At 73.2% G+C, this 23,871-nt stretch carries 19 protein-coding genes; 13 read left to right on the top strand and 6 right to left on the bottom strand.

The window, feature by feature from the left end:
- Positions 1-296 precede the first annotated feature (296 nt).
- The 3 genes from ACWD4U_RS18775 to ACWD4U_RS18765 all read left to right on the top strand — a co-directional run bounded on the left by ACWD4U_RS18775 (position 297) and on the right by ACWD4U_RS18765 (position 6,291).
- Positions 297-3,380 carry an amino acid adenylation domain-containing protein gene (locus ACWD4U_RS18775; protein WP_363454760.1) on the top strand — a complete coding sequence of 1,028 codons (3,084 nt, stop codon included), beginning with the start codon at positions 297-299 and terminating at the stop codon, positions 3,378-3,380.
- Entirely contained in the window at positions 3,373-4,602 is a 1,230-nt protein-coding gene (locus tag ACWD4U_RS18770; RefSeq protein WP_363454763.1) for a cytochrome P450, read from the top strand. The genes ACWD4U_RS18775 and ACWD4U_RS18770 overlap by 8 nt, the downstream gene beginning before the upstream one ends.
- A 147-nt stretch (positions 4,603-4,749) precedes the next feature.
- Entirely contained in the window at positions 4,750-6,291 is a 1,542-nt protein-coding gene (locus ACWD4U_RS18765; protein ID WP_449787231.1) for a CehA/McbA family metallohydrolase, read from the top strand.
- Positions 6,292-6,343: 52 nt separating this feature from the next.
- On the opposite strand, the gene ACWD4U_RS18760 is transcribed toward ACWD4U_RS18765, so the two are convergent.
- Complete coding sequence (locus ACWD4U_RS18760) at positions 6,344-6,778, bottom strand: SsgA family sporulation/cell division regulator (RefSeq protein ID WP_363454766.1); 435 nt, start codon at positions 6,776-6,778, stop codon at positions 6,344-6,346.
- A 325-nt stretch (positions 6,779-7,103) separates the two neighbouring features.
- On the opposite strand from ACWD4U_RS18760, the gene ACWD4U_RS18755 reads away from it, so the two are divergent.
- On the top strand, positions 7,104-8,354 hold the full coding sequence (locus ACWD4U_RS18755; protein ID WP_363454768.1) for a PucR family transcriptional regulator: 1,251 nt from the start codon (positions 7,104-7,106) through the stop codon (positions 8,352-8,354).
- A gap of 214 nt (positions 8,355-8,568) precedes the next feature.
- Here the strand turns inward: ACWD4U_RS18755 and ACWD4U_RS18750 are convergent, their stop codons facing one another.
- Positions 8,569-9,804, bottom strand: coding sequence for a serine hydrolase domain-containing protein (locus ACWD4U_RS18750; protein ID WP_363454771.1), 1,236 nt, complete (start codon positions 9,802-9,804; stop codon positions 8,569-8,571).
- 288 nt (positions 9,805-10,092) lie between these two features.
- Between ACWD4U_RS18750 and ACWD4U_RS18745 the strand changes: the two genes are divergently transcribed.
- The 3 genes from ACWD4U_RS18745 (at position 10,093) to ACWD4U_RS18735 (ending at position 15,669) form a co-directional block, all read left to right on the top strand.
- Positions 10,093-13,533 carry a carbohydrate binding domain-containing protein gene (locus ACWD4U_RS18745; RefSeq protein ID WP_363454774.1) on the top strand — a complete coding sequence of 1,147 codons (3,441 nt, stop codon included), beginning with the start codon at positions 10,093-10,095 and terminating at the stop codon, positions 13,531-13,533.
- Positions 13,534-13,661: 128 nt separating this feature from the next.
- Positions 13,662-14,390: a helical backbone metal receptor gene (locus tag ACWD4U_RS18740; protein ID WP_363454849.1), complete on the top strand. Its 729-nt coding sequence runs from the start codon at positions 13,662-13,664 to the stop codon at positions 14,388-14,390.
- An 85-nt stretch (positions 14,391-14,475) separates the two neighbouring features.
- A complete protein-coding gene (locus tag ACWD4U_RS18735; protein WP_363454777.1) occupies positions 14,476-15,669 on the top strand; it encodes a hypothetical protein in 1,194 nt (397 codons plus the stop codon).
- An 89-nt stretch (positions 15,670-15,758) separates the two neighbouring features.
- Here ACWD4U_RS18735 and ACWD4U_RS18730 read toward each other — a convergent pair whose 3' ends face one another.
- Positions 15,759-16,448: a (2Fe-2S)-binding protein gene (locus ACWD4U_RS18730; RefSeq protein WP_363454780.1), complete on the bottom strand. Its 690-nt coding sequence runs from the start codon at positions 16,446-16,448 to the stop codon at positions 15,759-15,761.
- Between the two features lie 188 nt (positions 16,449-16,636).
- Between ACWD4U_RS18730 and ACWD4U_RS18725 the strand changes: the two genes are divergently transcribed.
- The 3 genes from ACWD4U_RS18725 to ACWD4U_RS18715 are packed head-to-tail and all read left to right on the top strand — an operon-like array spanning position 16,637 to position 19,236.
- Positions 16,637-17,608 carry an aldo/keto reductase gene (locus ACWD4U_RS18725; RefSeq protein ID WP_363454783.1) on the top strand — a complete coding sequence of 324 codons (972 nt, stop codon included), beginning with the start codon at positions 16,637-16,639 and terminating at the stop codon, positions 17,606-17,608.
- 57 nt (positions 17,609-17,665) lie between these two features.
- Positions 17,666-18,409, top strand: coding sequence for an SOS response-associated peptidase (locus tag ACWD4U_RS18720; protein ID WP_363454786.1), 744 nt, complete (start codon positions 17,666-17,668; stop codon positions 18,407-18,409).
- Between the two features lie 35 nt (positions 18,410-18,444).
- Positions 18,445-19,236 (top strand): hypothetical protein, encoded by a 792-nt coding sequence (locus ACWD4U_RS18715; protein WP_363454789.1) that lies wholly within the window; start codon positions 18,445-18,447, stop codon positions 19,234-19,236.
- Positions 19,237-19,243: 7 nt separating this feature from the next.
- Here the strand turns inward: ACWD4U_RS18715 and ACWD4U_RS18710 are convergent, their stop codons facing one another.
- On the bottom strand, positions 19,244-19,441 hold the full coding sequence (locus ACWD4U_RS18710) for a hypothetical protein (RefSeq protein ID WP_363454791.1): 198 nt from the start codon (positions 19,439-19,441) through the stop codon (positions 19,244-19,246).
- Positions 19,442-19,615: 174 nt separating this feature from the next.
- Between ACWD4U_RS18710 and ACWD4U_RS18705 the strand changes: the two genes are divergently transcribed.
- Positions 19,616-20,308, top strand: coding sequence for an HAD family hydrolase (locus ACWD4U_RS18705; protein ID WP_363454794.1), 693 nt, complete (start codon positions 19,616-19,618; stop codon positions 20,306-20,308).
- Between the two features lie 88 nt (positions 20,309-20,396).
- Here ACWD4U_RS18705 and ACWD4U_RS18700 read toward each other — a convergent pair whose 3' ends face one another.
- Positions 20,397-20,945 carry a carboxymuconolactone decarboxylase family protein gene (locus tag ACWD4U_RS18700; RefSeq protein ID WP_363454797.1) on the bottom strand — a complete coding sequence of 183 codons (549 nt, stop codon included), beginning with the start codon at positions 20,943-20,945 and terminating at the stop codon, positions 20,397-20,399.
- A gap of 100 nt (positions 20,946-21,045) precedes the next feature.
- Entirely contained in the window at positions 21,046-21,264 is a 219-nt protein-coding gene (locus tag ACWD4U_RS18695; protein WP_363454800.1) for a hypothetical protein, read from the bottom strand.
- 252 nt (positions 21,265-21,516) lie between these two features.
- On the opposite strand from ACWD4U_RS18695, the gene ACWD4U_RS18690 reads away from it, so the two are divergent.
- Both ACWD4U_RS18690 and ACWD4U_RS18685 read left to right on the top strand, forming a co-directional pair.
- Positions 21,517-22,902 (top strand): FtsW/RodA/SpoVE family cell cycle protein, encoded by a 1,386-nt coding sequence (locus ACWD4U_RS18690; RefSeq protein ID WP_363454803.1) that lies wholly within the window; start codon positions 21,517-21,519, stop codon positions 22,900-22,902.
- A gap of 58 nt (positions 22,903-22,960) precedes the next feature.
- Positions 22,961-23,860, top strand: a complete 900-nt coding sequence (locus ACWD4U_RS18685) for an aldo/keto reductase (protein ID WP_363454806.1) — start codon at positions 22,961-22,963, stop codon at positions 23,858-23,860.
- The last annotated feature ends 11 nt before the right edge of the window (positions 23,861-23,871 follow it).

Genomic DNA, 23,871 nt, shown 5'->3' with positions numbered 1-23,871 from the left:
CCCGACCCCAGTTCCGGCCGGGCAGCGGCAGGGGCCCACGGAGCCGACGCGCGGATTCAGATTATCCGTCAGTTACCGTCTGTGTCAGTGGAGTTGGTGGAGGGCGCCGGGGGAACACGGCACTTTCTGCGGTGTGGCGGCGGGCCCGACCTGCTAGCGTGCCGACAGTTGGCTGCCGGAGTCCAGAGACTCTCAGTTGGCAGTCCTGTCACGCTAGTTGTGCTCGTCCTGCGATGGCGCGGCCTGCACCTTCCGCCGCGATCCAGCCCGGGACCGACGAGAGGTGGGGGGCCACCATGACCGTGGACGGCGAACTGAGGAGATTGCCGGCCGGGCGACATCCGCACCGGCAGGCACTGGTCGAACTCTTCGCGGCACAGCTGCGCCGCGCACCCGACCGACCGGCCGTGTCGGGTCCCGACGGGACCACCAGTTATGCGGAACTCGGTGCCCTGGCCGAGCAGTTCGCCCGCGGACTGGGCAGGCTGGGAATCGCCCCGGGGGCGGTGGTCGGCCTGGTCGGCAGGCGAGGCACCGACGCCTGTGCGGCGATGCTCGGCAGCGTCCACGCCGGGGTTGCCTACCTGCCGTTGGACGCCCGGCTGCCCGCCGAGCGGCTGGCCCTGATGGTGGCCGACAGTGCGGCCGCGGCCGTGGTGGCGCTGCCCGGCGGCGGTCCGGTGCCGGCCGAACTGGGCGAGCGGGTCCGGGTGCTGGAGCTGTCCGAGGTGCTGGCGGCCGGTCTGGCGGCGGGCGATGCGCCGCTGCCGACACCGGATCCGGACCGCCCCGCCTACGTGATGTTCACCTCCGGCACCACCGGGCGACCCAAGGGCCTGGCGCTGCCGCAGCGCGGGGTGGCCCGGCTGACCGTCGACAACGGATTCCTCGCCTTCCGGCCCGAGGACCGGGTGCTGCACGCGGGGTCGCTCTCCTTCGACTTCTCGATCCTGGAGATCTGGGGAGCGCTGCTGAACGGCGCCTGCCTGGTCCCCGTGGACTCCGCCGTCCTGCTCTCGCCGCCCGCCCTGCAGGGGTTCCTGGCCCGGCACCGGATCACCGCGGCCTTCCTGACCACCGGGGTGTTCCACCAACTGGCGCAGGAACGGCCGCAGGTGTTCGCCGGGCTGCGGGTGGTGGCCACCGGCGGCGAGGCGCTGCAACCCGACGCGGTCCGCCGGGTACTCGAACTCGGCCGGCCGCAGCACCTGTTGAACGCCTACGGGCCGACCGAGGTGACCTGCATGGCGACCTGCCAGGAGCTCACCGAGCTGCCCGAGGACGCCACCTCGGTGCCGATCGGACACCCGATCGCCGACACCCGCTGCCACGTGCTCGGCCCGGACGACCGGCCGGTGCCGCCGGGCGAGGAGGGCGAACTCTGCGTCGCCGGCGGCGGACTGGCCGAGGGCTACCTCAACGCGCCCCGGGAGAGCGCCGAACGCTTCACCACACTGCCGCTCGGCCCCGGCGGCGCCCCCGAACGCGTCTACCGCACCGGCGACGTCGTCACCCGGGACGCCCACGGGCGGCTGGAGTTCCGCGGTCGGCGGGACGACCAGGTGAAGGTGCGCGGGTTCCGCATCGAGCCCGGCGAGATCCGGCTCGCGCTGGTCGCCCACCCGGGCGTGACCGACGCCGCGGTGCTGCCGCGCGAGGACGGGGTGAGCCGCTACCTGACCGCCTACGCCGCCACCGGCGGACGGCCGGGGCGGGTCCCCACCGGCCAGGAGCTGCTGGCCCACCTGCGCGAGCGGCTGCCGGCCTTCATGGTCCCGGCCACCGTCACGGTGCTGGACCGGCTGCCGCTGACCACCGCCGGGAAGCTGGACCGGGCCGCGCTGCCGCAGCCGTCGCCGGCCGGCCCGGCGGGTGGTCCGGCGGACGGCGACGCGCCGACCGACGGCTCCCCGGCCGCCGAGGTCGGCGCGGCCTGGGCCGAGCTGCTGCCGGCCGGGCAGGAGGAGGACTTCTTCGAGGCCGGCGGCAACTCGCTGCTCGCCGTGCAACTGGTGGCCCGGGTGCAGCAGCGCCTGGAGCTGGACGACGAGGCCAACTTCGAGCTGATCACCCACCTGCTCGAGCAGCCCACCCGGTCGGCCTTCACCACCGCCGTCGAACAGGCCCGGGCCGCCGGTCCCGGCACCGGCCCGGCCGACCGCTGGCGTCCGGACACCTCCTGGGAGGTCCCGGCGGCCGGCACCGCGCAGCCGCGGCCGAACTGGCGCGACCCGCGGCACGTGCTGCTCACCGGCGCCACCGGCTACCTGGGCGCCTGGCTGCTGCGCGAACTGCTGGCCCGCACCGACGCCCGGGTGCACACCCTGGTCCGGGCCCGCGACGTCGAGCACGCCCGGGAGCGGCTGGCCGGCGCCCAGCAGCGCTACGGCAGCCTGGCCGCGCTGCCCGCCGACCGGGTGCACCCGGTGCTCGGCGACCTGGCCCGCCCCCGGCTGGGCCTGGCCGACCGGGACTGGGGCGAGCTGGCGGCCACCGTGGACGTGGTCCACCACTGCGGCGCGGAGGTCAACTTCCTCTACCCGTACGAGAAGCTGCGGGCCGCCAACGTGCACGGCACCCAGGAGGTGCTGCGACTGGCGGCCGGCCGGTCGGTGCCGGTCCACTACGTCTCCACCCTGGCCGTGGTGCACGGCATGGGCGCGGCCGGGCTGAGGCGGGTGACCGAGCGGACCCCGCTGGATCACGTGGAACTGCTCGGCATGGGCTACCCGGAGAGCAAGTGGGTGGCCGAGGAGGTGGTGCGGGCCGCCGGACGGGCCGGGCTGCCCGTCGCGGTGCACCGCCCGCACGAGATATCCGGCGACACCGTGCACCACGTGTGGAACAGCGGGGCCGCGGTCTGCGAGCTGTTCCGGGTGATCGCCGAACTGGAGCTGGCGCCCGATCTGGACTTCGCCCTCAACCTGGTACCGGTCGACTTCGTCGCCGCCGCCATCGTCAGGCTGGCCCGGCAGGTGCCCGCCACCGGTCAGAGCTACCACCTGGGCAACTCGCGGGAGGCGCTGCTGGGCGAGGTGGTGGAGCGGCTCCGCGCGCACGGCCACCGGATCGCCACGGTGCCGTTCGAGGAGTGGACCGCGGCCGTCGCCGCGCACCTGACGGACCGTCCGGGCCACCCGTTCGCCCCGATCCTGCCCTCCTTCACCCGCACCGGGCCGGGCGGGTTCACCGCGATGGACCTGTTCCGGGCGAGCATCAGCCCCGAGCTGGACCGCTCCAACGCGCTCGCCGGGCTGGCCGGCAGCGGCATCGACTGCCCGCCGGCCGACGCCCGGTTGCTGGACGGGTACATCCGTTACTTCCACGCCAGCGGCTTCCTCACCGAGCCCGCGCTCACCGCCGGAGGCCTCGATGGCTGAGCTCCTGACCGCCGTTCCCGACCTGTCCGACCCGCGCGCCTTCCACCCGGCCGCGCCGTACGCCGCGCTGGCCGAACTGCGCCGCCGCGACGGACTCCACTTCCAGCCGCGCACCGGCGCCCCCGGCTTCTGGTCGGTCACCCGCTACCGCGACCTGGACGCGGTCTTCCGTGACGCCACCGGGTTCAGCGCCGAGTCCGGGATGACCCTGGACTCGGCGCTGGGCGAACGCGACCCGGCGGCGGGTCTGATGGTCGAGATCTCCGACCCGCCCGCGCACACCCGGCTGCGTCGGCTGCTCAGCGGCGGCCTGAACAAGTCCATCGCCCGGGCGATGACCGAGCAGCTGCGCGAGCTGGTCGCCCAGCGGGTCGGGCAGGCGGTCCGGGACGGCGAGTGCGAGATCGTCTCCACCGTCAGCGCGGTGGTGCCGGCCGCGGCCACCGGGCTGCTGCTCGGGCTTCCGGAGCGGGAGTGGGCCAAGCTCGCCGACCGGGCCGGCCGGGCGATCACCGGCTCGCTGTCCGCCGACGACCCGCGGGCCGGCGACCTGGCAGCCCGCCGCGCCGCCACCGCCACCGCCAACGGCCAGCTGCTGATGCACCTGGCCGGCCTGCTGGACCACGCCGAGCTGGCCCCGGACGGACTGATCCGCCGCCTGCTCGACGCCGAGGTGGACGGGGACCGGCTGAGCCGCGAGGAGGTGCTGGTGAACTGCCTCAACCTGGCGGTGGCCGGCAACGAGACCACCAAGAACGCGGTCACCGGCGGCCTGGTGGCCTTCGCCGAGCACCCCGACCAGTGGGACCTGCTGCGCCGGCGGCCGGAGTTGCTGGACAGCGCGGTGGAGGAGGTACTGCGCTGGGTGACCCCGACCCAGCACTTCGTGCGCACCGTGCTGGAGCCCCGGGTGGTCGGCGGCACCGCGCTGGAGCCTGGCGAGCTGATCTGCCTGTGGATCACCTCGGCCAACCGGGACGAGGAGGTGTTCGACCGTCCCCAGGACTTCCGGATCGACCGCAGCCCCAACCTGCACTACTCGTTCACCAGCGGCAAGCACTTCTGCCTGGGCGCCCCCCTGGCCCGGACGGAGATCCGGCTGGTCTTCGAAGCGCTGCTGGCCCGGGTGGCCCGGATCGAGCTGCTCGGCCCGCCGCAGCGCCGGGCCACCACGCTGATCAACTGCTACGTGAGCCAGCACCTGGTCCTGCACCAGGACTGACCGGCCGTGGCGTGCAAGCGCAGCGGGGCGTCGGGGCCTTCACCGATCCGGCGCACGGTGGTGGGGTCGTGGGCACCCGGGGTTCATCGCGCGGGGTAGGGGGCCGGGCGGACGTGTTCTTGTGGACCTGTCGATCGGGAGACCATTGTGACCAGTGATCAGCAGCCCAGCCGTCGGGTCGTGTTGCGGAGCGGGATCGCCACCGGGGCGGTCGCCGCGGTGGGGCTCGGTGGGGGAGAGGCGGTGGCGGAGGGGGTGCCGGCGGATCGGGTGGTCACGTTGACCGGTCATCTGCCCACGGGCGCAGCGGACTTCGTGTACTTGCCGGTGGAGGTGCCGAAGGGCGTGCGGGAGATCGCCGTCTCGTACAGCTACGACAAGCCGGCGGTGCCGGCGGGTACGCCGGGGAACTCGTGCGACATCGGGATCTTCGACGAACGGGGGACGGAACTCGGCGGGGAGGGGTTCCGCGGCTGGTCGGGCGGGTTCCGGACGGCGTTCAGCATCGCGCGGGACCAGGCGACGCCCGGGTACCTGCCCGGGCCGGTCAACGCCGGGACGTGGCACGTGGTGCTCGGCCCCTACCAGGTCGCGCCGCAGGGCCTGGACTACAGCGTGCAGGTCACCCTCCGGTTCGGCGCGCCGGGCCCGGCATTCACGCCGAGCTACCCGGCGGAGCGGGCCAAGGGCCGCGGCCGGGCCTGGTACCGCGGCGACTGCCACCTGCACACCGTGCACTCCGACGGCCGCCGCCTGCCGGAGGAGGTGGCCGCGGGCGCCCGGGCCGCCGGGCTGGACTTCATCGTGTCGACGGACCACAACACCAGCTCCTCGCACGGGGTGTGGGGCCCGCTGGCCGGACCCGACCTGCTGATCGTCACCGGTGAGGAGATCACCACCCGCAACGGACACTGGCTGGCGCTCGGCCTGGAGCCCGGGCAGTTCGTCGACTGGCGCTACCGCTCGCGGGACGACCAGTTCCCGCGCTTCGCCCGCCAGGTGCACCGCGCCGGCGGCCTGGTGGTGCCCGCGCACCCGTACTGCCCGTACGTGGCCTGCCAGTGGAAGTTCGGCTACGACGACGCCGACGCCGTCGAGGTGTGGAACGGCCCCTGGACGTACGACGACGAGTCGACCGTCGACACCTGGGACGGGCGGCTGGCGGTCGCGCTGCGCGAGAACCGCAGGTGGCTGCCGGCAATGGGCAACAGCGACGCGCACAGCGTGCCGCAGGTGATCGGCTCGCCGCACAACGTCGTGTACGCGGAGGACCTGACCCGGGACGCGGTGCTCGCCGGCCTGCGCGCCGGGCGCAGCTGGCTGGCCGAATCGTCCTCCGTGCAACTGGAGTTGACCGCGACCGGGCACGGGCGGCAGGTCGGGATCGGCGAGGAGCTGAGCGTCCCGGCGGATGCGCCGGTGGACGTGCGGCTGACGGTCTCCGGGGTGCCGGGCGGCACGGTGCGGCTGATCACCGACGAGGGCCAGATGCACCAGGAGTCGCTGCCCGCCGACGGCACCGGGACGGTGGTGTGGCGCACCACCGCCTCGCTCGCCGCGTACGTCCGGGCCGAGGTGCGCCACCCGAAGGCGGACGGCGCGCCGGGCAAGGGCAACGCGATGGGCCCAGACCTGCCGTGGGGCCCGATGGCCGCGCTCACCAACCCGATCGTCCTGCGGACGCGCTAACGGCAGCGGACGAGCCTACCGGCGGTTCCCGGAGCGCAACGGGAGCCGCCGGTCAGCGGCCTGACGGTCCGTCACCGGCGAAGAGGGTGTCCAGGGCGCGGTCGACCCGGTCGCGTACGGTCTCGCTGCCGGGCGGGACCAGGCGCAGGGTCCGGTGCAGCCACGGTGCGAGGGCGGCGGCGGGGGCCTGGAGGAAGGCGTCGCCGCCGGGGGAGCAGAGCATCAGGGTGACCACACGGCGGCCGGCCGAGGTGGTGGGCCAGATCCGGACGTCGCCGAAGCCGGTCGGCCGGAGCAGGCCCTGGACCAGGAGGTCGCGGGCGAAGAACCAGCCGACCGGCTGGGCCGAGTCGACGTGGAAGGAGACGTGCAGGGCGTAGGGGTCGTCGGCGGAGTAGACCAGCCGGGCCGGGAGGGGGAAGAACTCCTCGGGGGACAGCAGCAGTTCCATCACCAGGTCGAGGCGCAGCTCGGCGGGGCTCTCCATCGCGGTGTCTCTCCACTCGGTCCGCCGCGGCGGTTCCGGGCGGCTCTGCGCAGGAGGGTAGGGCCGCCCGGAGTGCGCGGCGGCGCCGTTGACCACCGATGCCACCAACGCTGTCGCCACGGACAGCCGGGCACCGCCCCGGCCTGTCGGGCCGGACAAACGCGTCCCCCGACCGCCGGACACGGCGTCAACCGGACCGGCACCGCTCACTCGTGGAACGTCCGTACGGCGCAGGCGGGCGCGGGCGCGATCACGGCGCGGAGCCGACGGGCGGGCAGGTCGGCGCGGTCACGTCCACCCGGTACGTGCTGCCTAGGCTCGCCGCATGGGCACCCCACGGACCGCACCGCACCCCGACCGGCCAGTGGACGAGGCACCGCGGTCTGACTCGGCCGGGCGGCTGGCCGCGCACCTGCTGGCGCGCCTCGCGTCGCTGACCGAGGAAACGGTCCGGCGGATCCGCGAGAGCATGAGCGTGTACCGCTCCGCCGGGCCGCTGCCCGCCGGGGACCTCGCCGAGTCGGTGCGCAGCAACATCGAGTTCACGCTGCGCCGGCTGGCCCGCGAGGACGCGCCGTGCCTGGACGCGCCGCGCCGCACCGGCCGGCTGCGCGCCGAGCAGGGCGTGCCGCTGGCGACCGTGCAGTCGGCGTTCCGGGTCGGCTTCGCCCACCTGTGGGAGACCATGGCCGCCGAGGCGCTGCGCCACGGGCTGGCCTCCGACGCGGAGTTGGTGCAGATGGCCACCGACGTCTGGCGGTTCAACGAGGAGTCGACCACCGCCATGATGAACTCCTTCACCGCGACCGCGGCGCAGCTGATGGTCCGCCGCGACCAGGAGCGCTCCGCCCTGGTGGACGTGGTGCTGCGCGGCGGCATGGGCAACCCCGGCTCGGTGCTGGAGGCCGCCGACATGCTCACCCTCCCGTACGACGGCACCTTCGCGGTGGTGGTCGCCCACGCGCCGGGTCTCGCCCGGCAGGCGCTGCCGGACATCGAACCCACGCTGCGGGAGCAGGACATGGGCTCGGCCTGGCGGCTGACCCCGGACGCGCACATCGGCATCGTCTCGATGCGGGCCGCCGGGGCGATCGACCTGCTGGTGGACACGCTGCGCCGGCAGACCGTCCGCCGGGCCGGGGTCAGCCCCTGCTACACCCGGCTGGACCAGACGCCGCAGGCGCTGCACCTGGCCCAGGTGGCGCTCGCGAGTTCGGCCCGGCCGGAGGAGACGGTGACCCTGTTCGACGCCAATCCGCTGCCGATGCTGGTGGCGAGCGCGCCGTCCACCGCGTCCCGGATCGGCAACCAGGTGCTCGGCCCGCTGCTGGACCTGCCCGCCAACCAGCGGGACCAGCTGCTCACCACCATGTCGACCTTCTTCACGGTGGACGGCTCCGCCGACAAGGCCGCCAAGCTGCTGTTCTGCCACCCGAACACGATCCGCTACCGGCTGCGCCGGATCGAGCAGCTCTCCGGCCGCTCGTTCGAACGCCGGCTGGACTCCGCGGAGTTGTACATCGCATTGCAGGCCGTCCTGCACCTGCCGGACGTGGTGCGCGACCCGCTGGAGTGACGCCGCGTCAACTCCCGTGGTGGGAGGAGTCGTTCGAGAGCCTCCGCGGCGGCTTCGGCGCGTGGCTCGCCGCCGCGGGTGGCGTCGTAGGCGCGGGCCTCCTGGTCGTAGTCGATCACGTGTCCCCCCGGGTGTGCGGCTGCCTCGGGCGGAGCGTAGCGGGTGGGTCGGCCGGCCGGGGGCGGGGAGTGGGGAGTGGAGAGCGGCCTGTGGGTCAGCCGAAGTCGGGGATGGGGTGGTCGGGTTCGAGGGCGGCGGCGATCCGCTGGGTGATCACGTGGGCGTTGTGGGTGGCGGGGGCGTTCGGGCCGTTGGTGGTGGAGACCGCGATGGCCAGGTGGTCGCAGGGGAGGTAGGCCTGGGCGGCGGAGTAGCCGAAGAACAGCGGGTGTTGGGCGATCCAGTCGCCGAGGACGACGACGCCCATGCCGTAGTGGGTGGCCTCGCTGTTGTGCAGGCAGATGTCCGCCGGGCAGCGGTCGGTGGCGTGGCCGAGGCCGACCGTGCCCGGGTCGAGCAGTTGCCGGTAGCCGGCGGGGGAGAGTAGTTCGCCGGAGCCGATCCCGGAGGCGGACCGGGCCAGGTCGCAGATGTCGGTGGTCTGGACGGCGCCGGGGGCGGTGGTCCAGGACGGGTTCCAGAAGGTGGACTCCTCGTACGTGCCGCGTTCGGCGGTGAACGCGTGCAGGACGGGGGTGGGGATGTCCGGGGTGAAGCTGTTGCTGGTCTCGGTCAGGCCGAGCGGGCCCAGCACCTTCTGCTGGAGCAGCACCTCCAGCGGAGTGTGGGTGATCTTCTCCAGGGCGGCGCCGAGCAGGACGAAGTTGGCGTGCGAGTAGCTCCAGTTGGTGCCCGGGTCGTACAGCAGGTCCTGGCGCAGCGAGATGTCGAGCAGCTCGTCGGCCGTCCACTGGCGGAACGGGTTCGCGTAGACGGACGGTCCGAAGTTCGGGTCCTTGACGTAGTCGATCAGCCCGGTGGTGGAGTTGCCGAGCATCCGCAGGGTGAACCGGTCGCCCCAGCCGTGCGGGAGGTCGGGCAGCCAGCGGCCGACGGTGTCGTCGAGGTCGACCACCCCCTCGTCGGCCAGCCGCAGCAGTGCGGTGCCCATGTAGGCGATCGCGATGTTGCCGTTGCGGAAGTGCATGTCGGGCTCGGCCGGGACGGCGGTCATCGACTCGCCGAGGGCGGCGGTGGTGATCTCCTGGCCGTCGCGGGTGACCCGCAGGATCACGGACTTGAGGTCGAACTCCTCCTTGGCCTGCTCGGCGATCCGGCGGATCTCGGCGGCCGGACCGCTCCCGGGGACCGGGGAGCTGACGCAGTGTCGGCGGTGGGCGTGGGCGTCGTCGCCCGGCGCGCCGGTGGCGGTGCCGACCGGGGCGCCGACGGTGAGGAGGGCGACGACGGCGCAGAGGCGCAGCAGGGTGTTCGGCCGAGAGGGTCTCATGGCCGCAGTATCGGCCGGTCCCTGACGGTCCCTCAGACACGCCCGGGCGGCGCGCAGGGAAGGTCACCCGTCAGGCGGGGGGGTTGACGTGTTGCGGAAATTTCTTGCGTACGGTGTCCGGACTTCGCCCGATGAATGCGCTATCCGGCGGCGTCATGAAGTCTTTACAGGCCGGTCATGGCTCAGTAATCTCCCTGGAAGTTCTTGCAGCTTCTTGCGCAAACTCCCCCACCCACTTCTGCCGCGAGGCAGTCCCCACCGCCCGCGGCCTGACCGAGGGACACTCCCTTGACCAGAAGAGCTCGGCACCGGCGGCGCCCCATCGCCGCCGTCCTGACAGCCGTCACGGCGCTCACCGCCGGACTGCTGACGACCACTCAACTCGGCCTCTCCGCAGGCGCGGTGACCGCGACCACGGCGGCGAGCAGCAACACCGCCACCGTCTTCTACTACACCAAGACCCGCAACTGGTCGACGTACAACCTGCATTGGGCGCCCGATGGGGGCAGCTGGACGACCGTCCCCGGCACCGCGATGGAGCCCGCCTGCACGGACTGGGTGAAGAGGACCGTGGACCTCGGCACCGCCACCGGTCTGCAGGCGACCTTCAACAACGGCACGGGCACCTGGGACAACAACGGCGGGAAGAACTACGCCCTGGGCACCGGCACCGTGGTGGTCAAGGACGGTGTGGTCGCCCACAGCGATCCGTGCGGCACCGACAACGGCGGTACCGCGTCGCCGAGTCCGAGCCCGAGCGCGTCGACTGGTGCGGCCGGGACGACGGTCTACTACTACACCAGGACCCGCAACTGGTCGGCCTACGACCTGCACTACGCCCCCAACGGCGGGACGTGGACCACGGTGCCCGGCGTGGCGATGGCCGCGGCCTGCACGGACTGGGTGAAGAGGACCGTGGACCTCGGCACCGCCACCGGCCTGCAGGCGACCTTCAACAACGGCACGGGCACCTGGGACAACAACGGCGGAAAGAACTACGCGCTCGGCACCGGGACGGTGACGGTGAAGGACGGGGTGATCGACGCCACCGACCCCTGCGGCACCACCGCCAGCCCGAGCCCGAGCCCGTCCGCGTCCGCCAGCGTGAGCCCGAGCGCCAGCCCGAGCCCGTCCGCGTCGGCCAGCCCCAGCACCAGCCCTAGTCCGTCCGGGAACAGCGCCACGGTCTTCTACTCGACCGCCGTGGTGGGGTGGAGCATCGTCAACCTGCACTACGCGCCGGCCGGCGGGGCGTGGACGGCGGTGCCGGGCGTCGGCATGACGCTCGCCTGCCCGGGCTGGTACAAGCGGACCGTCCCGCTCGGCAGCGCCGCGACGATGGCCGCCACGTTCAACAACGGCAACGGCACCTGGGACAACAACAACGGCGCCAACTACGTCGTCCCGGCGGGCTTGAGCACCGTGCAGAACGGCAGGGTCACCGCCAACGCGGCCGACCCGTGCGCCGCGGTGGTGCCGGACACCACCGCGCCGAGCGTGCCCGGCTCGGTGAACGCCAGTGCCACCGACACCTCGATCGTGCTGACCTGGGAGCCGTCCACCGACGACACCGGGGTGACGGGCTATCAGGTCACCCGCAGCGGCGGCACCAAGGGCAGCTCGGTGATCAACGTCGGCTCGACGGTGTACTCGGACAGCGGGCTGGAGGCGCGCACCGTCTACACGTACACGGTGAAGGCGCTGGACGCGGCCGGCAACGTGTCCGCCGCCTCCGCCGCCGCGGTCGCCACCACCGGTGACGCCCCGCCGGCCGCCAAGCCCGGCGAGATGATCGGCACCGACCCGCGCAAGGACCCGATCTACTTCGTGCTCACCGCCCGCTTCTACGACGGCGACACCTCCAACGACCGCGGCGGCAACCAGGACGTGAAGTCCGGCAACGCCGCCAACAACGACCCGATGTTCCGCAGCGACTTCAAGGGCCTGGTGCAGAAGCTCGACTACATCAAGGGCCTCGGCTTCTCGGCGGTCTGGATCACCCCGGTGGTGCTCAACCGCTCCGACTACGACTACCACGGCTACCACGGCTGGGACTTCTACCAGGTCGACCCGCGCCTTGAGTCGGCTGGCGCCTCGTACCAGGACCTGATCAACGCCGCGCACGCCAAGGGCATCAAGATCTACCAGGACGTGGTCTACAACCACAGCTCCCGGTGGGGCGCGAAGGGCCTGTTCGTGCCGACCGTGTACGGCGTCCGGGACGCGCAGTGGTCCTGGTACTACGACGAGAAGCAGCCCGGCTTCGAGTACGACGGCCTGACCGTCGAGCCGAAGAGCGGCAAGTCGTACTACAACGGCGACCTGTGGTCGACCACCCAGCCGTCCGGCCAGACCTGCGTCGGCTGGGGCAACCCCACCCAGTACAAGAGCCCCGAGGGCTACACCATCTACAACTGCCAGTGGCCGAGCCCGACGTCGGGCATGTTCCCGGCTCGCTACTTTCATAGCTGCTGGATCGGGAACTGGGAGGGCGAGGACTCGCGCTCCTGCTGGCTGGCCGACGACCTGGCGGACTTCAACACCGAGAACGCCGAGGTGCAGAACTACCTGATCGGCGCGTACGACAAGTACATCGACATGGGCGTGGACGGCTTCCGGGTCGACACCGCCGTGCACATCCCGCGGGTCACCTGGAACCGCCGGTTCCTGCCCGCGATCCAGCAGCGCGTCACCCAGGACTGGGGGCCGACGAAGGGTCAGAACTTCTTCGTCTTCGGCGAGGTCGCCGCGTTCGTCAACGACAAGTGGAACCGCGGCTCGGTCAACCACTCCGCGCAGTTCTACACCTGGAAGGAGCGCAAGGACTACACCGCCGACGACGTGCAGGCCGCGCTCGACCAGTACACCTACGAGGAGCAGCTCGGCACCGGCAACCAGCCGACGTCCACCAACGCGTTCCTGAACGGCAACGCCTACCACGCGCCCGACCACTCGAAGTTCTCCGGCATGAACATCATCGACATGCGGATGCACATGAACTTCGGTGACGCGCACAACGCCTTCAGCAACGGCAAGGACTCCGACGACTCCACCAACGACGCCACCTACAACGTGGTGTACGTGGACAGCCACGACTACGGGCCGAACAAGTCGTCCGTCCGCTACACCGGGGGCACCGACGCCTGGGCCGAGAACATGGCGTTGATGTGGACCTTCCGCGGCATCCCGACGCTGTACTACGGCTCGGAGATCGAGTTCCAGGCCGGGAAGACCATCGACTGCGGGCCGTCCTGCCCGCTGGCCACCACCGGTCGCGCCTACTACGGCGACCACGTCGAAGGCACCGTCGTCGCCTCCGACTTCTCCGTGGTCTCCGGCGCGAGCGGCCCCGTCGCCACCACGCTGCAGCAGCCGCTGGTCCAGCAGGTGCAGCGGCTCAACCAGATCCGGCGGGCGATCCCGGCGCTCCAGATGGGCCAGTACTCCACCGAGGGGGTGAACGGCGGCATGGCCTTCAAGCGCCGCTACACCGACGCCGCGAGCGGCGTCGACTCCTTCGCGCTGGTCACCGTCACCGACGCGGCCGCGTTCACCGGCATCCCCAACGGCACCTACCGGGACGCGGTTTCGGGCGACGTGCGGACGGTCACCGACGGCACGCTGTCCATCGCCGCACCCGGCAAGGGCAACCTGCGGGTCTACGTCCTCGATCTCCCGGGCAACCCCGCGCCCGGGAAGATCGGGACAGCAGGTCCGTACCTGAAGTAGTTTTTCTTCTCCAGCGGTCGGCGGGCGCGCTCAGGGGGCGGGCCCGCCGACCCCTGCTAGCGTGTGGTTCCGTGGCCGCAGCACGGGAGTTGACCGACGACGAGGGCACGCCCGTCCGGCTCGGACCGGTGCGCCGGGTGGTCTCGCTGGTGCCCTCGCTCACCGAGGCGGTCACGGTGACCGCGCCCGGACTGCTGGTCGGCGCCACCGACTGGTGCACCCACCCCGCCGGGCTCGACGCCGCCCGGATCGGCGGCACCAAGAACCCCGACGTGGCGCGGGTGCTGGCGCTCGCGCCCGACCTGGTGATCGCCAACGAGGAGGAGAACCGGGCCCCGGACCTGGCCGAACTCCGCGCAGCCGGGGCACCGGTGTGGACCACCCGGATCCGCGACCTGGACTCCGCGCTCGCCTCGCTCCGCCGCCTGCTCGTCGACGCCCTGCAGGCCCCGCCTCCCGACTGGCTGGCGACGGCGGACGCGGCGTGGCAGTCGGTGCCGCGACTGGACGGCGTGCCGGCCGTGGTGCCGATCTGGTGCCGCCCCTGGATGGTGCTTGGCCGCGACACCTTCGCCGGCGACCTGCTGCAGCGCCTCGGCGTCACCCTCGTCCACGCCGACCACCCCGAGCGCTACCCGCGCGTTCCCATCGACGAACTGCGCTCCTGCGGCGCCGAGTTGGTGATCCTGCCGGACGAGCCCTACCGCTTCACCGCCACCGACGGCCCGGAGGCGTTCCCCGGCCTGCCGCACGCCCTGGTGAGCGGGCGTCATCTCACCTGGTACGGACCGTCGTTGGCCGAGGCGCCCACGCTGCTCGCGGCGAGCCTGCGGAGCGGTTTCCCGCCACTGTCTTGAACCAGCGTTCATCCGGCCGTTGCCCGCGGCGGTGCGCGTCGCCAGCACAATGCACCAGCACACGGCGAACACACCGGGAGACAGCATGAACAGACGCCTCTACGCAGCCGCCAGCCTGGCCCTCGCGATGACCGTGATACCGGCCACCGCCGCCTCGGCGGACCAGGACGGTCCGGCCCGCGGCGCCCGCGCGCCGTTCACGCTCGCGGTCTACGGCGACGCCCCGTACGGCACCAGCCCGACCGACACCGCCGAGTTCCAGGCCACCCCGGCGTTCATCGCCTCGGTCAACGCCGACCCGGACGTCAGCACGGTCATCCACGTGGGCGACATCCACTCCGGCAAGCAGTACTGCACCGAGGCGTACGACCAGTCCATCGCCGCGCTGTGGAAGACCTTCGCCGACCCGCTGGTCTACACCCCCGGCGACAACGAGTGGGCCGACTGCCACAAGGCCGGCGAGGGCGGCGGCAAGTACAACGCGGCCACCGGCCAGATCGACCCGGTCCTCGACCCGGCCACCGGCCAGCCCGTCGACTACGCCGCCGGCAACCCGGCCAAGAACCTCGACCTGATCCGCAAGACGTTCTTCGCCCGGCCCGGCCACACCCTCGGCAGCGACTCGCTGCGCGTCCTCTCCCAGGCGCAGCTGCCGAACTGGCTGCACCCCGAGGACGCCACGTACGTCGAGAACGTGCTGTGGGTCAAGAACGGCACCCTGTTCGTCACGATCAACGTGCCCGGCGGCTCCAACAACGACGCCGACCCCTGGTACGGCGCGCCGACCGCCTCCCAGGAGCAGCTCGACGAGGCCGCCAAGCGCACCGCCGCCGACCTGCGCTGGCTGAACACCGCCTTCACCCTGGCCCACCTCGGCGGCGTCTCCTCCGTCGTGGTCACCACCCAGGCCGACATGTGGGACCTGGACGGCAAGACCGCCGCGCACGTGGCGAACTACGAGCCGATCATCTCCAGCCTGGCCTCGCACACCACCGCCTTCGGCAAGCCGGTGCTGCTGCTGATGGGCGACTCGCACGTCTACCGCTCGGACGACCCGCTGACCCAGGGCTCGGCCTGCACCGGCGACGCCGGCGTCTGCGCCGAGGACGCCTGGACGAGTCACCCGAGCTACAACGTCCCGAACTTCCACCGCATCGTGGTCCACGGCAGCACCGTGCCGCTGGAGTGGCTGAAGCTGACCGTCACCCCGGGCGCGCACAACCCGACCACCGCCACCTCCTTCGGTCCGTTCAGCTGGACCCGCATCACCAAGGGCTGATCCCCCCGCCCGCCCGGCCGGACCACCCCGCGCAGCGGCGGCGGTCCGGCCGGGCGGCGGCGCTTCCGGGTACGCCCCGTGACGCTCCGTCAGCGCGGGCGGGCCGGTGGGCGGGTGAAGACGCAGTCGCCGCAGAGGCCGCCGGCGGGGGTGCGGTAGTAGAGGCAGCAGGAGGTGCGGCGGAAGGCGAGCGGACGACCGGGCGGGGTGAGGGTGCCGGTGGGGGCGAGGGCCGGGTGGCTGAGGAGCTGCCTGGCGAGGACGGCGGCGACCGGCAGGGCGGTGAGCTGGCGTGCGGTGCCGACCAGCGCGGAGGCGGTGTTGCCCGCGAGCAGGCCCGGGGCGACGGGGGCGACCGTGCGGACGGCCTCGGCGAGCGGGGTGAGGTGGGCGTCCAGGACGGCGGCGGCGAGGGTGTCGGCCGTCGCGGGCTCGGGGCCGGCGGGCTCGGACAGCCAGAGGTCGAGCGGGCCCTGCGGCGGGAGGGTGAAGCGCGCGGCGTCCAGGGCGGGGGTGCGGCCGGTGAGCGCGGCGACGCCGAGGCCGACCGACCAGAGCCGGGCGGCCAGCCCCAGGTGGGCGGTGGAGGCGGCGACCCGGGGCTCGCGGGTCCGCAGGATCCGGCCGACCTCGGCGATCCGCGCGGCGAGCGGGCCGTCCGCGGCGGAGAGCTCGCGCAACGGGCGGGCGGCGGCCGGTGGTGGGTCCGTGCGGACGGCGAAGTACGGACCGAGCGCGGTGAGTCGGGCGGCCGTCAGGTGGTGCGGGTCGGGGGTCATGGCCGTCTCTCCGGTGCGGGTGCTGCCTGCGCCGTCGATGCTAGCCGCACGGCTGCCCGGTGCCCGAGCCGCCGTACCGGCCGGTAGCGCCGGCGCCGGGCAATGTGCCCTGGCGGCCGGCGGCCTGACGATCTATCGTCACGGGCGGCGCAGTCTGCCGGTCGGTCGTGACGCGAGGAGGATGCCGGGTGCGGTACCGGGAGTTGGGACGCAGCGGGGTTTCGGTGTCGGAGGTCGGCTACGGCGCGTGGGGCATCGGCGCCTCGGGCTGGATCGGGGCCGAGGAGGACGAGTCGCTGCGGGCGCTGCACCGCGCCGTCGACCTCGGCGTCAATTTCATCGACACCGCCCGTGGTTACGGTGAGAGCGAACGGCTGGTCGGCCGGGTGGTGCGGGAGCGCGCCGCCAACGGCGAGCGGGTGGTGGTGGCCACCAAGGTGCCGCCGCTGAACCGCCAGTGGCCCGCCGGCCGCGGCGTCGACCCGGCGGAGACCTTCCCCGGCGCGCACATCCGGCAGAGCGTCGAGACCAGCCTGCGGGCCAGCGGCCTGGAGCGGTTCGACCTGGTGCAGTTCCACGTGTGGAGCGACGAGTGGACCGGCCGCGGCGACTGGCTGGAGACCGTCACCGACCTCAAGGCGTCCGGCGCCATCGGGCTGTTCGGCGTCTCCATCAACGACCACGAGCCGCACAACGCCCTGGAGTTGGTGCGCAGCGGCGTGGTCGACGCGGTCCAGGTGATCTTCAACGTCTTCGACCAGTCCCCGCTGGACGAACTCCTCCCCGCCTGCCAGGAGCACGGCGTCGGCGTCATCGTCCGGGTCGCCCTCGACGAGGGCGGCCTGACCGGGCAGCTCGCCCCCGGCACGGTCTTCCCCGAGGGTGACTTCCGCCGCCGCTACTTCCGCGACGACCGCCTCGCCGAGGTCGATCGCCGGGTGAAGGCGATCACCGCCGACCTCGGCATCGACCGCTCCCAACTAGCCGAGACCGCGCTGCGCTTCGTGCTCAGCGCACCGGCCGTCTCCACGGTGATCCCCGGGATGCGCTCGGTCCGCAACGTCGAGCGCAACGTGCCCGTCGGCGACGGCGTCCCGCTCGGTGCCGAGCAGCTCGCCGTGCTGGCCGGGCACCGCTGGGTGCGCAACTACTACTCCTGACGGGCGGGACCGCCGAGGTGCGTGCGGCGGGCGGGGTTCGGTGGCAAGGTGGGGACCATGTGCGGTCGGTTCGTCTCCACCACTGATCCCAACGACCTCGTCGCGCTGCTGTCCGTGGCGCGGTGGAATCCCACCGAGGCGCTGGCGCCGAGCTGGAACGTGGCGCCCACCGATCCGGTGCCCGCGGTGCTGGAGCGGGTGGACCCCGAGAGCGGCGAGGTGGTGCGCCAACTGCGGGCGCTGCGCTGGGGGTTGGTCCCGTCCTGGGCGAAGGACCCGTCCGGCGGGGCTCGGATGATCAACGCCCGGTCGGAGACCGTCGACCAGAAGCCGTCCTTCCGCAAGGCGTTCACCGCCCGGCGCTGCGTGATCCCGGCGGACGGGTACTACGAGTGGAAGCAGGTCCCGGCCGGGGACGGCCGCAAAGCGTTCAAGCAGCCGTACTACCTCAGCACGGGCGAGGTGATGCTGATGGCCGGGCTGTACGAGTTCTGGCGGGACGCCACGCTCCCCGACGACAACCCGGCCGCCTGGCTGACCACCGCGACGATCATCACCCAGGACGCCACCGACAGCGCGGGCCGGGTCCACGACCGGATGCCGCTGACCGTCACCCGGGACGACCTCGGGGACTGGCTCGACCCCGCCAACACCGACCGCGCCGACCTGCACCACCTGCTGCACCGCCCCGCCGACGGCAACCTCCGCGTCCGCGCCGTCCCCACCACCGTCAACCGCGTCGCCAACAACGGCCCCGACCTGCTCGCCGACGCCCCGGACCCGCTGGGCCTGGCCGACTGACGCCCCGTCGCCTGCGGGCGGCTACGCTCCCGGACATGGACGAGCACGGGGGATTCGGGGCGATGCTGGCCCGACTGCTGGAGTACCGGGGGCCGGGCGCGGGGGAGTGGGCGGCGGGTCCGGAGTTCGACGGGGTCCTGGCGGGCGCGGAGCCGACGGAGGCATGGCTGCGACACCTCGCCCCGCTGCTGGGGCTGCACGAGGCGGATCTGCTGATCCTCGCGGGCCGGCCCGTCCCGGACGAGCTGGCGCCGGGTGATCCGGGGGCGGCGAGCTCGGTGGCGAGGCTGGTGCAGGACGCCGTGCACCTGACGCCGGAGCGGCGCGGCGAGGTGCTGCGCTTCGTCCGCGCCTTCCCTGCGGCGCCGCACACCGGCGGCGGGGAGTGGGACTGGACCGCCGGCGACCGGTCGGGGCCGGGCCATCGGCTGATGCGGATGGTCGCCTGCCGGAACCTGGCGCGGGCGGGCACGGCGTACGTCATGGCCGTGCTGACGCCCAGTTACCTGTCGGCGACCACCTGGGTCGGGATCGCCCGCGGCGCGGTGGAACTGACTTCGCGTCTGGTCACCGACATCGCGACGGTGCTGGGCATCGACCCGGGCGCGTTGGCCGCCCTGGTCGGCGTCGTCCTTCCCGAACCGCCGCCCGCCCGCGAGCCGGAGGCGGCGGACGGCGCCGCGCTGCTCTGGGCGGCGCGCCGGCTGTCCGCGGAACAGGCGCTGGAGGCGGCCGAGTTGGCGAAGCGGCTGCGCGGCGCCAACAGCAGCTACTACCAGGTCGACCTGCCGGGCACCCGCGCGGCTCAGCGCCTTCGGCGTTCCTGACGATCCGTCAGTCGGTGTCGCCCGAGCTGCGGTCGGAGCCCAGCCCGCGGCGGCGGCGCTGGGCGTGGCGGACCAGGGCGCCGGCCGCCAGGGTGGCGCGGGCGACGGGGCGGGTCCAGGTCGGGCCGCCGCGCTCGGCCCAGATCACGCAGGCGCAGCCGCCCAGGGTGAGCAGCAGGACGCCGATCAGGAGGGTGCCGATCATGGGATCCCCGTTTTCGTGGTGGTGTGTGTACCGTGCGGTTCGATGATCGCAGGTCGGGTCGGGCGGGGTGGTGGACGTCGGCCGGATTGCCGACGGCGCGGTGGCGCTCCGTCAGGGGCGGGTAGGGTGGGGAGTTCCGGCCGGAGCCGGGTCGGGTCGTGGGAGGGGTGCGGGATGGTCATCGAGGCGGTGCTGCTGGACCTCGACGGGACGCTGCTGGATCACGACGGCGCTTCCTCGGCGGCCCTGCTGGCGGCCGTCGCCGCCGAGTTCCCCGGGCGGTCGTTCGAGCGGTCCGAGGTGCTGGAGCACTGGCGCGAGCTGCAGGAGACCTTCTACGAGCGCTACGTGGCGCGGGAGTTGACGCAGCAGGAGCAGCGCCGCGCGCGGGCCGTGGGGCTGGCGGCGCGGCTCGGGCTCGGCGAGTGGACCGACGAGCGGGCCGACGCCTGGTTCGCGGGGTACCTGCGGCGCTACGAGCGGTCCTGGCGCGCGTACCCGGAGGTGCCCAGGGCGGTGCGGGCACTGGCGGCCGGCCGGCAGCTGGGCGTGGTCACCAACGGCGACGGCCCGCGCCAGCGTCGCAAGCTGCACGCGATGGGCCTGGGCGAGCTCGCCGAGCGGACCGTCGCGTCGTCGGAGGAGGGCATCGCCAAGCCGGATCCGGCCATCTTCCGACTGGCCTGCGAGCGGCTCGGCGCCGCCCCCGAGCGCACCGCGTACGTCGGCGACCGACTGGAAACCGACGCCCTGGGCGCGACCGACGCCGGCCTGCTCGGCATCTGGCTGGACCGCCACGACCTGGGCACCGACCGCCAGGTGCCGCGAGTCCGGGACCTGACCGAGGTCGCGGGCCTGCTCACCTGACGATCCGTCGGAGCGGCGGCGTGCGGCCTGACGGCTCGTCGGGGTGAGCCTGACTGCTCGTCGGCTTGGGCGGGCCTGACGGCGTGGGTCAGCCGGCGGCCGGGGAGTAGCCGCGGGCGACGATGCGCTTGGCGCCCTCCTCGTAGTAGCCGGGGTCGGCGGGCAGTTCGGTGTCGAGGCAGGTGACGTAGCGGTTGTAGAGGCAGAACGCCGCCGCGATCAGCACGGTGTCGTGGATCTGCTCGTCGTCGGCGCCGGCCGCCCTCGCCTCGGCCACCAGCTCCGGCGGCAGTGCCCGGACCGGCCCGCGGACGGCGGCGGCGATGCGCAGCAGGGCCCGCAGCTTGGGGGAGATGGGCGCCTCGTCGAGCCCGTGCAGCACCGCCTTCACCAGCTCCGGGCCGCCGTCGAGTTGCGCCGCGGCGAAAGCGCTGTGCGATCCCGAGCAGAACTCCGTCTCGTTGAGTTCCGAGGTGTACGCCGCGATCAGCTCGCGCTCGCCTCGGCTCAGCGCCAGGGACTGCGGGCTGCGCAGCAGCGTCTCGGCGAGCTGGTTCAACGGGGCGGCGGTGTCGGGGCGCTGGGCCATCAGGCCGCTGATGCCCGGGAGGTCGTTGGTGATGCTGATGTGGGGCATGGCTGTGGTCTCCGCAGGGTCGGCCGGACGGAACGGACGGTCCATGCTGAGGCCCCGGCCGACCGGATGCCCACTCCCGGCTTGCTCTCCTGGCCCGACCTCACCTCGTGCTGCTCGTGCCACCGCCCGCCACGCCCCGGCGACCGAACAGCCGGGACAGCCAGGAGCCGGAGCCGGAGCCCGAGCCGGTCGCGGCGGTGTCGGCGGCGCAGCTGCAGCGCTGGGCCTTCGGGACGCCGGACAGGACCTGGTCGACGTGCATGCCGCAGCCGGCGTAGGTGGCCTTGCCGCAGGACTTGCAGGTGACGCGTCGGCACATGGGTGGGGTTCCTCTCGAAGCGGGGCGCGGGGGTCGGGCGGTGAGGGAGGGGGCCCAACCTCACCCGCCGATACCCCCATGGGTATATCGTACGTCGGGTTCAACCGGGTGGACGACCACCGTCATTCCCCGGCGCGCCGTGCGCCGGGGTGAGTTGGATCGCACGCGAGGGAACCCGGCACCGGCGCGTCGGCGTCGTCGCAGGGTCGGGCCCGACCGGGCCGGGCACCGACGACCGAGTGGGGGAGCCCGGTGGCAGCCAGCGCGCGCAGGAGCGGCGGCGGGACGGACGTGCGGCGGCGCAATCTCGAACTGGGGCTGCTCCTGGTGGCCGTGGCGGTCTGCCTGGCCGGCTACACCAGCGCCAACCTGGCGCTGAACGACGCCCTGCCCGCGGGCCTGCTCCCGTACGGGCTCGGCCTGACCGCGCTCGCCCTCGCCCTGCACCTGGCGGTGCGGCGGTTCGCCGGCCACGCGGACCCGCTGATCCTGCCGCTGGCGGTCTTCCTCACCGGCTTCGGCCTGGTGCTGCTGGACCGGCTCGACCAGTCGTACGCGCTGTGGCACGCGCAGAAGGGCGACTGGCAGAAGCTGCCCGCCGCGCCCTCCCAGGTGCAGTGGACGGTGCTCGGCGCCGTGGTGGCGGTCGGGGTGCTGGTGGTGGTGCGCCACCACCGGGTGTTCCAGAAGTACGTCTACCTGCTCATGACGGGCGCGCTGGTGCTGCTGGCCGCACCCGCCTTCTTCCCCGGCGACAACTTCGGCGCCAAGCGCTGGATCGACCTCGGCGGACTCTCCTTCGAGCCCGGCGAGTTCGTCAAGGTCGCCATCACCGTGTTCTTCGCGGGCTACCTGACGGCCAATCGGGACGCGCTCTCCCTGGTCGGCCGCAAGGTGTGGGGCCTGAGCCTGCCGCGCGGCCGCAACCTCGGGCCGGTGCTGGCGATCTGGGTGGTCAGCCTGCTGGTGCTGATCTTCGAACGCGACCTCGGCACCTCGCTGATCTTCTTCGGCGTCTTCGTGGTGCTGCTGTACGTCGCCACCGAGCGCACCAGCTGGATCCTGCTCGGCCTGCTGATGGCCGTCGGCGGGGCGGCCGTGGTCGGCTCGCTGGAGCCGCACGTGCACGGCCGGGTGGAGGCCTGGCTGCACCCGCTCGACTACTACCTGCCGGTGCACGACAAGTCGCTGATCTCCGACCAGCCCGCGCAGGCGCTGTTCAGCCTCGGCAGCGGGGGCGTGCTGGGCACCGGACTCGGCCAGGGCCGGCCGTTCCTGATCGGGTTCGCCGGGCGCAGCGACTTCATCTTCACCACCATCGGGGAGGAACTCGGCCTGGCCGGGGCGATGGCCGTGCTGCTGGTCTACACGCTGTTCGTGCAGCGCGGCCTGCGCACCGCCGTCGGGCTCTCCGACCCGTTCGGCAAGCTGCTGGCCACCGGGCTCTCCGCCGCCGTCGCCCTGCAGGTGTTCGTGGTCGTCGGCGGCGTCACCGGACTGATCCCGCTGACCGGCAAGGCGCTGCCGTTCCTCGCCGCGGGCGGCTCCTCGCTGACCGCCAACTGGCTGCTCACCGCCGTCCTGATCAAGCTCTCCGACGCCGCCGGCCGCGCTCGGGCGGACGCCCGCCCGGCGTGACCCCGACGACGCCCACGCGGCTTGACCCGCACGGCCGTTCGCATGCGAGACTCCGCCCATGAGTGAGCAGACGACGATCGACGCGGCGGCCGCCGGGCAGTGGAAGCTGGGCGACCTGACGGTCCACCGGATGGGGTACGGGGCGATGCGGACCACCGGCAGCGGCGGTTTCGACCGCGGCACGGTGCGGCCCCGGGAGCAGTCGATCGCGGTGCTGCGGGAGGCGGTCGAGCGCGGGGTGAACCACATCGACACCGCCGCCTTCTACTTCTCGGCGCTGCGCTCCGCCAACGAGCTGATCAACAGCGCGCTCGCACCGTACTCCGAGGAGCTGGTGATCACCACCAAGGTCGGTCCCGGCCGGGACAGTTGGGGCGAGTGGCACTGGGCGGAGCCGGCCCAGCTGCGCGGCCAGGTCGAGGAGAACCTGCGCCAGCTCGGCCGCGACCACCTCGACGTGGTCAACCTGCGGCTGCCCAACCGGCCCGTCGACGTCGCCGAACACTTCGGCGCCCTCGCCGAGTTGCGCACCGCCGGACTGATCCGCCAGCTCGGCCTGTCGAACGCCTCGATCGAGCAGCTCGACGCGGCGCTCACCGTCGCCCCGGTGGTCTGCGTGCAGAACCGCTACGGGCTGGGCAGCCGCGACTCGGACGAACTGCTGCGCCGCTGCGGCGAGTCGGGCATCGCCTTCGTGCCGTTCTTCGCCATCGCGGGCGACCGGCGGGAGGGCGCCCTGGCCGAGCAGGCGGCCGGCGAGCACCCCGAGGTCGAGGCCGTCGCCGCGGCGCACGGCATCACCCCCGCCCAGCTGCGCCTCGCCTGGACCCTGCACCAGGGCCCGCACGTCCTCGCCATACCCGGCACCGGCAACCCCGCCCACCTGCGCGAGAACCTCGCCGCGGCCGCGGTCCGGCTCACCCCGGAGGACCTCGCCCGCCTGGACGCGGCGGGCTGACCGACCGTCAG

It is taken from the genome of Kitasatospora sp. NPDC002522 (assembly GCF_053595195.1).
This window is presented reverse-complemented; position numbering and strand designations above follow the sequence as displayed.

Bases quoted from the DNA above. Each gene is read 5' to 3' on its own strand.
- ACWD4U_RS18750 (WP_363454771.1), bottom strand. From the start codon at position 9,804: ATGAGACCCTCTCGGCCGAACACCCTGCTGCGCCTCTGCGCCGTCGTC.
- ACWD4U_RS18770 (WP_363454763.1), top strand. From the start codon at position 3,373: ATGGCTGAGCTCCTGACCGCCGTTCCCGACCTGTCCGACCCGCGCGCC.
- ACWD4U_RS18710 (WP_363454791.1), bottom strand. From the start codon at position 19,441: ATGATCGGCACCCTCCTGATCGGCGTCCTGCTGCTCACCCTGGGCGGC.
- ACWD4U_RS18700 (WP_363454797.1), bottom strand. From the start codon at position 20,945: ATGCCCCACATCAGCATCACCAACGACCTCCCGGGCATCAGCGGCCTG.
- ACWD4U_RS18695 (WP_363454800.1), bottom strand. From the start codon at position 21,264: ATGTGCCGACGCGTCACCTGCAAGTCCTGCGGCAAGGCCACCTACGCC.
- ACWD4U_RS18705 (WP_363454794.1), top strand. From the start codon at position 19,616: ATGGTCATCGAGGCGGTGCTGCTGGACCTCGACGGGACGCTGCTGGAT.
- ACWD4U_RS18775 (WP_363454760.1), top strand. From the start codon at position 297: ATGACCGTGGACGGCGAACTGAGGAGATTGCCGGCCGGGCGACATCCG.
- ACWD4U_RS18755 (WP_363454768.1), top strand. From the start codon at position 7,104: ATGGGCACCCCACGGACCGCACCGCACCCCGACCGGCCAGTGGACGAG.
- ACWD4U_RS18715 (WP_363454789.1), top strand. From the start codon at position 18,445: ATGGACGAGCACGGGGGATTCGGGGCGATGCTGGCCCGACTGCTGGAG.
- ACWD4U_RS18685 (WP_363454806.1), top strand. From the start codon at position 22,961: ATGAGTGAGCAGACGACGATCGACGCGGCGGCCGCCGGGCAGTGGAAG.
- ACWD4U_RS18720 (WP_363454786.1), top strand. From the start codon at position 17,666: ATGTGCGGTCGGTTCGTCTCCACCACTGATCCCAACGACCTCGTCGCG.
- ACWD4U_RS18730 (WP_363454780.1), bottom strand. From the start codon at position 16,448: ATGACCCCCGACCCGCACCACCTGACGGCCGCCCGACTCACCGCGCTC.
- ACWD4U_RS18735 (WP_363454777.1), top strand. From the start codon at position 14,476: ATGAACAGACGCCTCTACGCAGCCGCCAGCCTGGCCCTCGCGATGACC.
- ACWD4U_RS18760 (WP_363454766.1), bottom strand. From the start codon at position 6,778: ATGGAGAGCCCCGCCGAGCTGCGCCTCGACCTGGTGATGGAACTGCTG.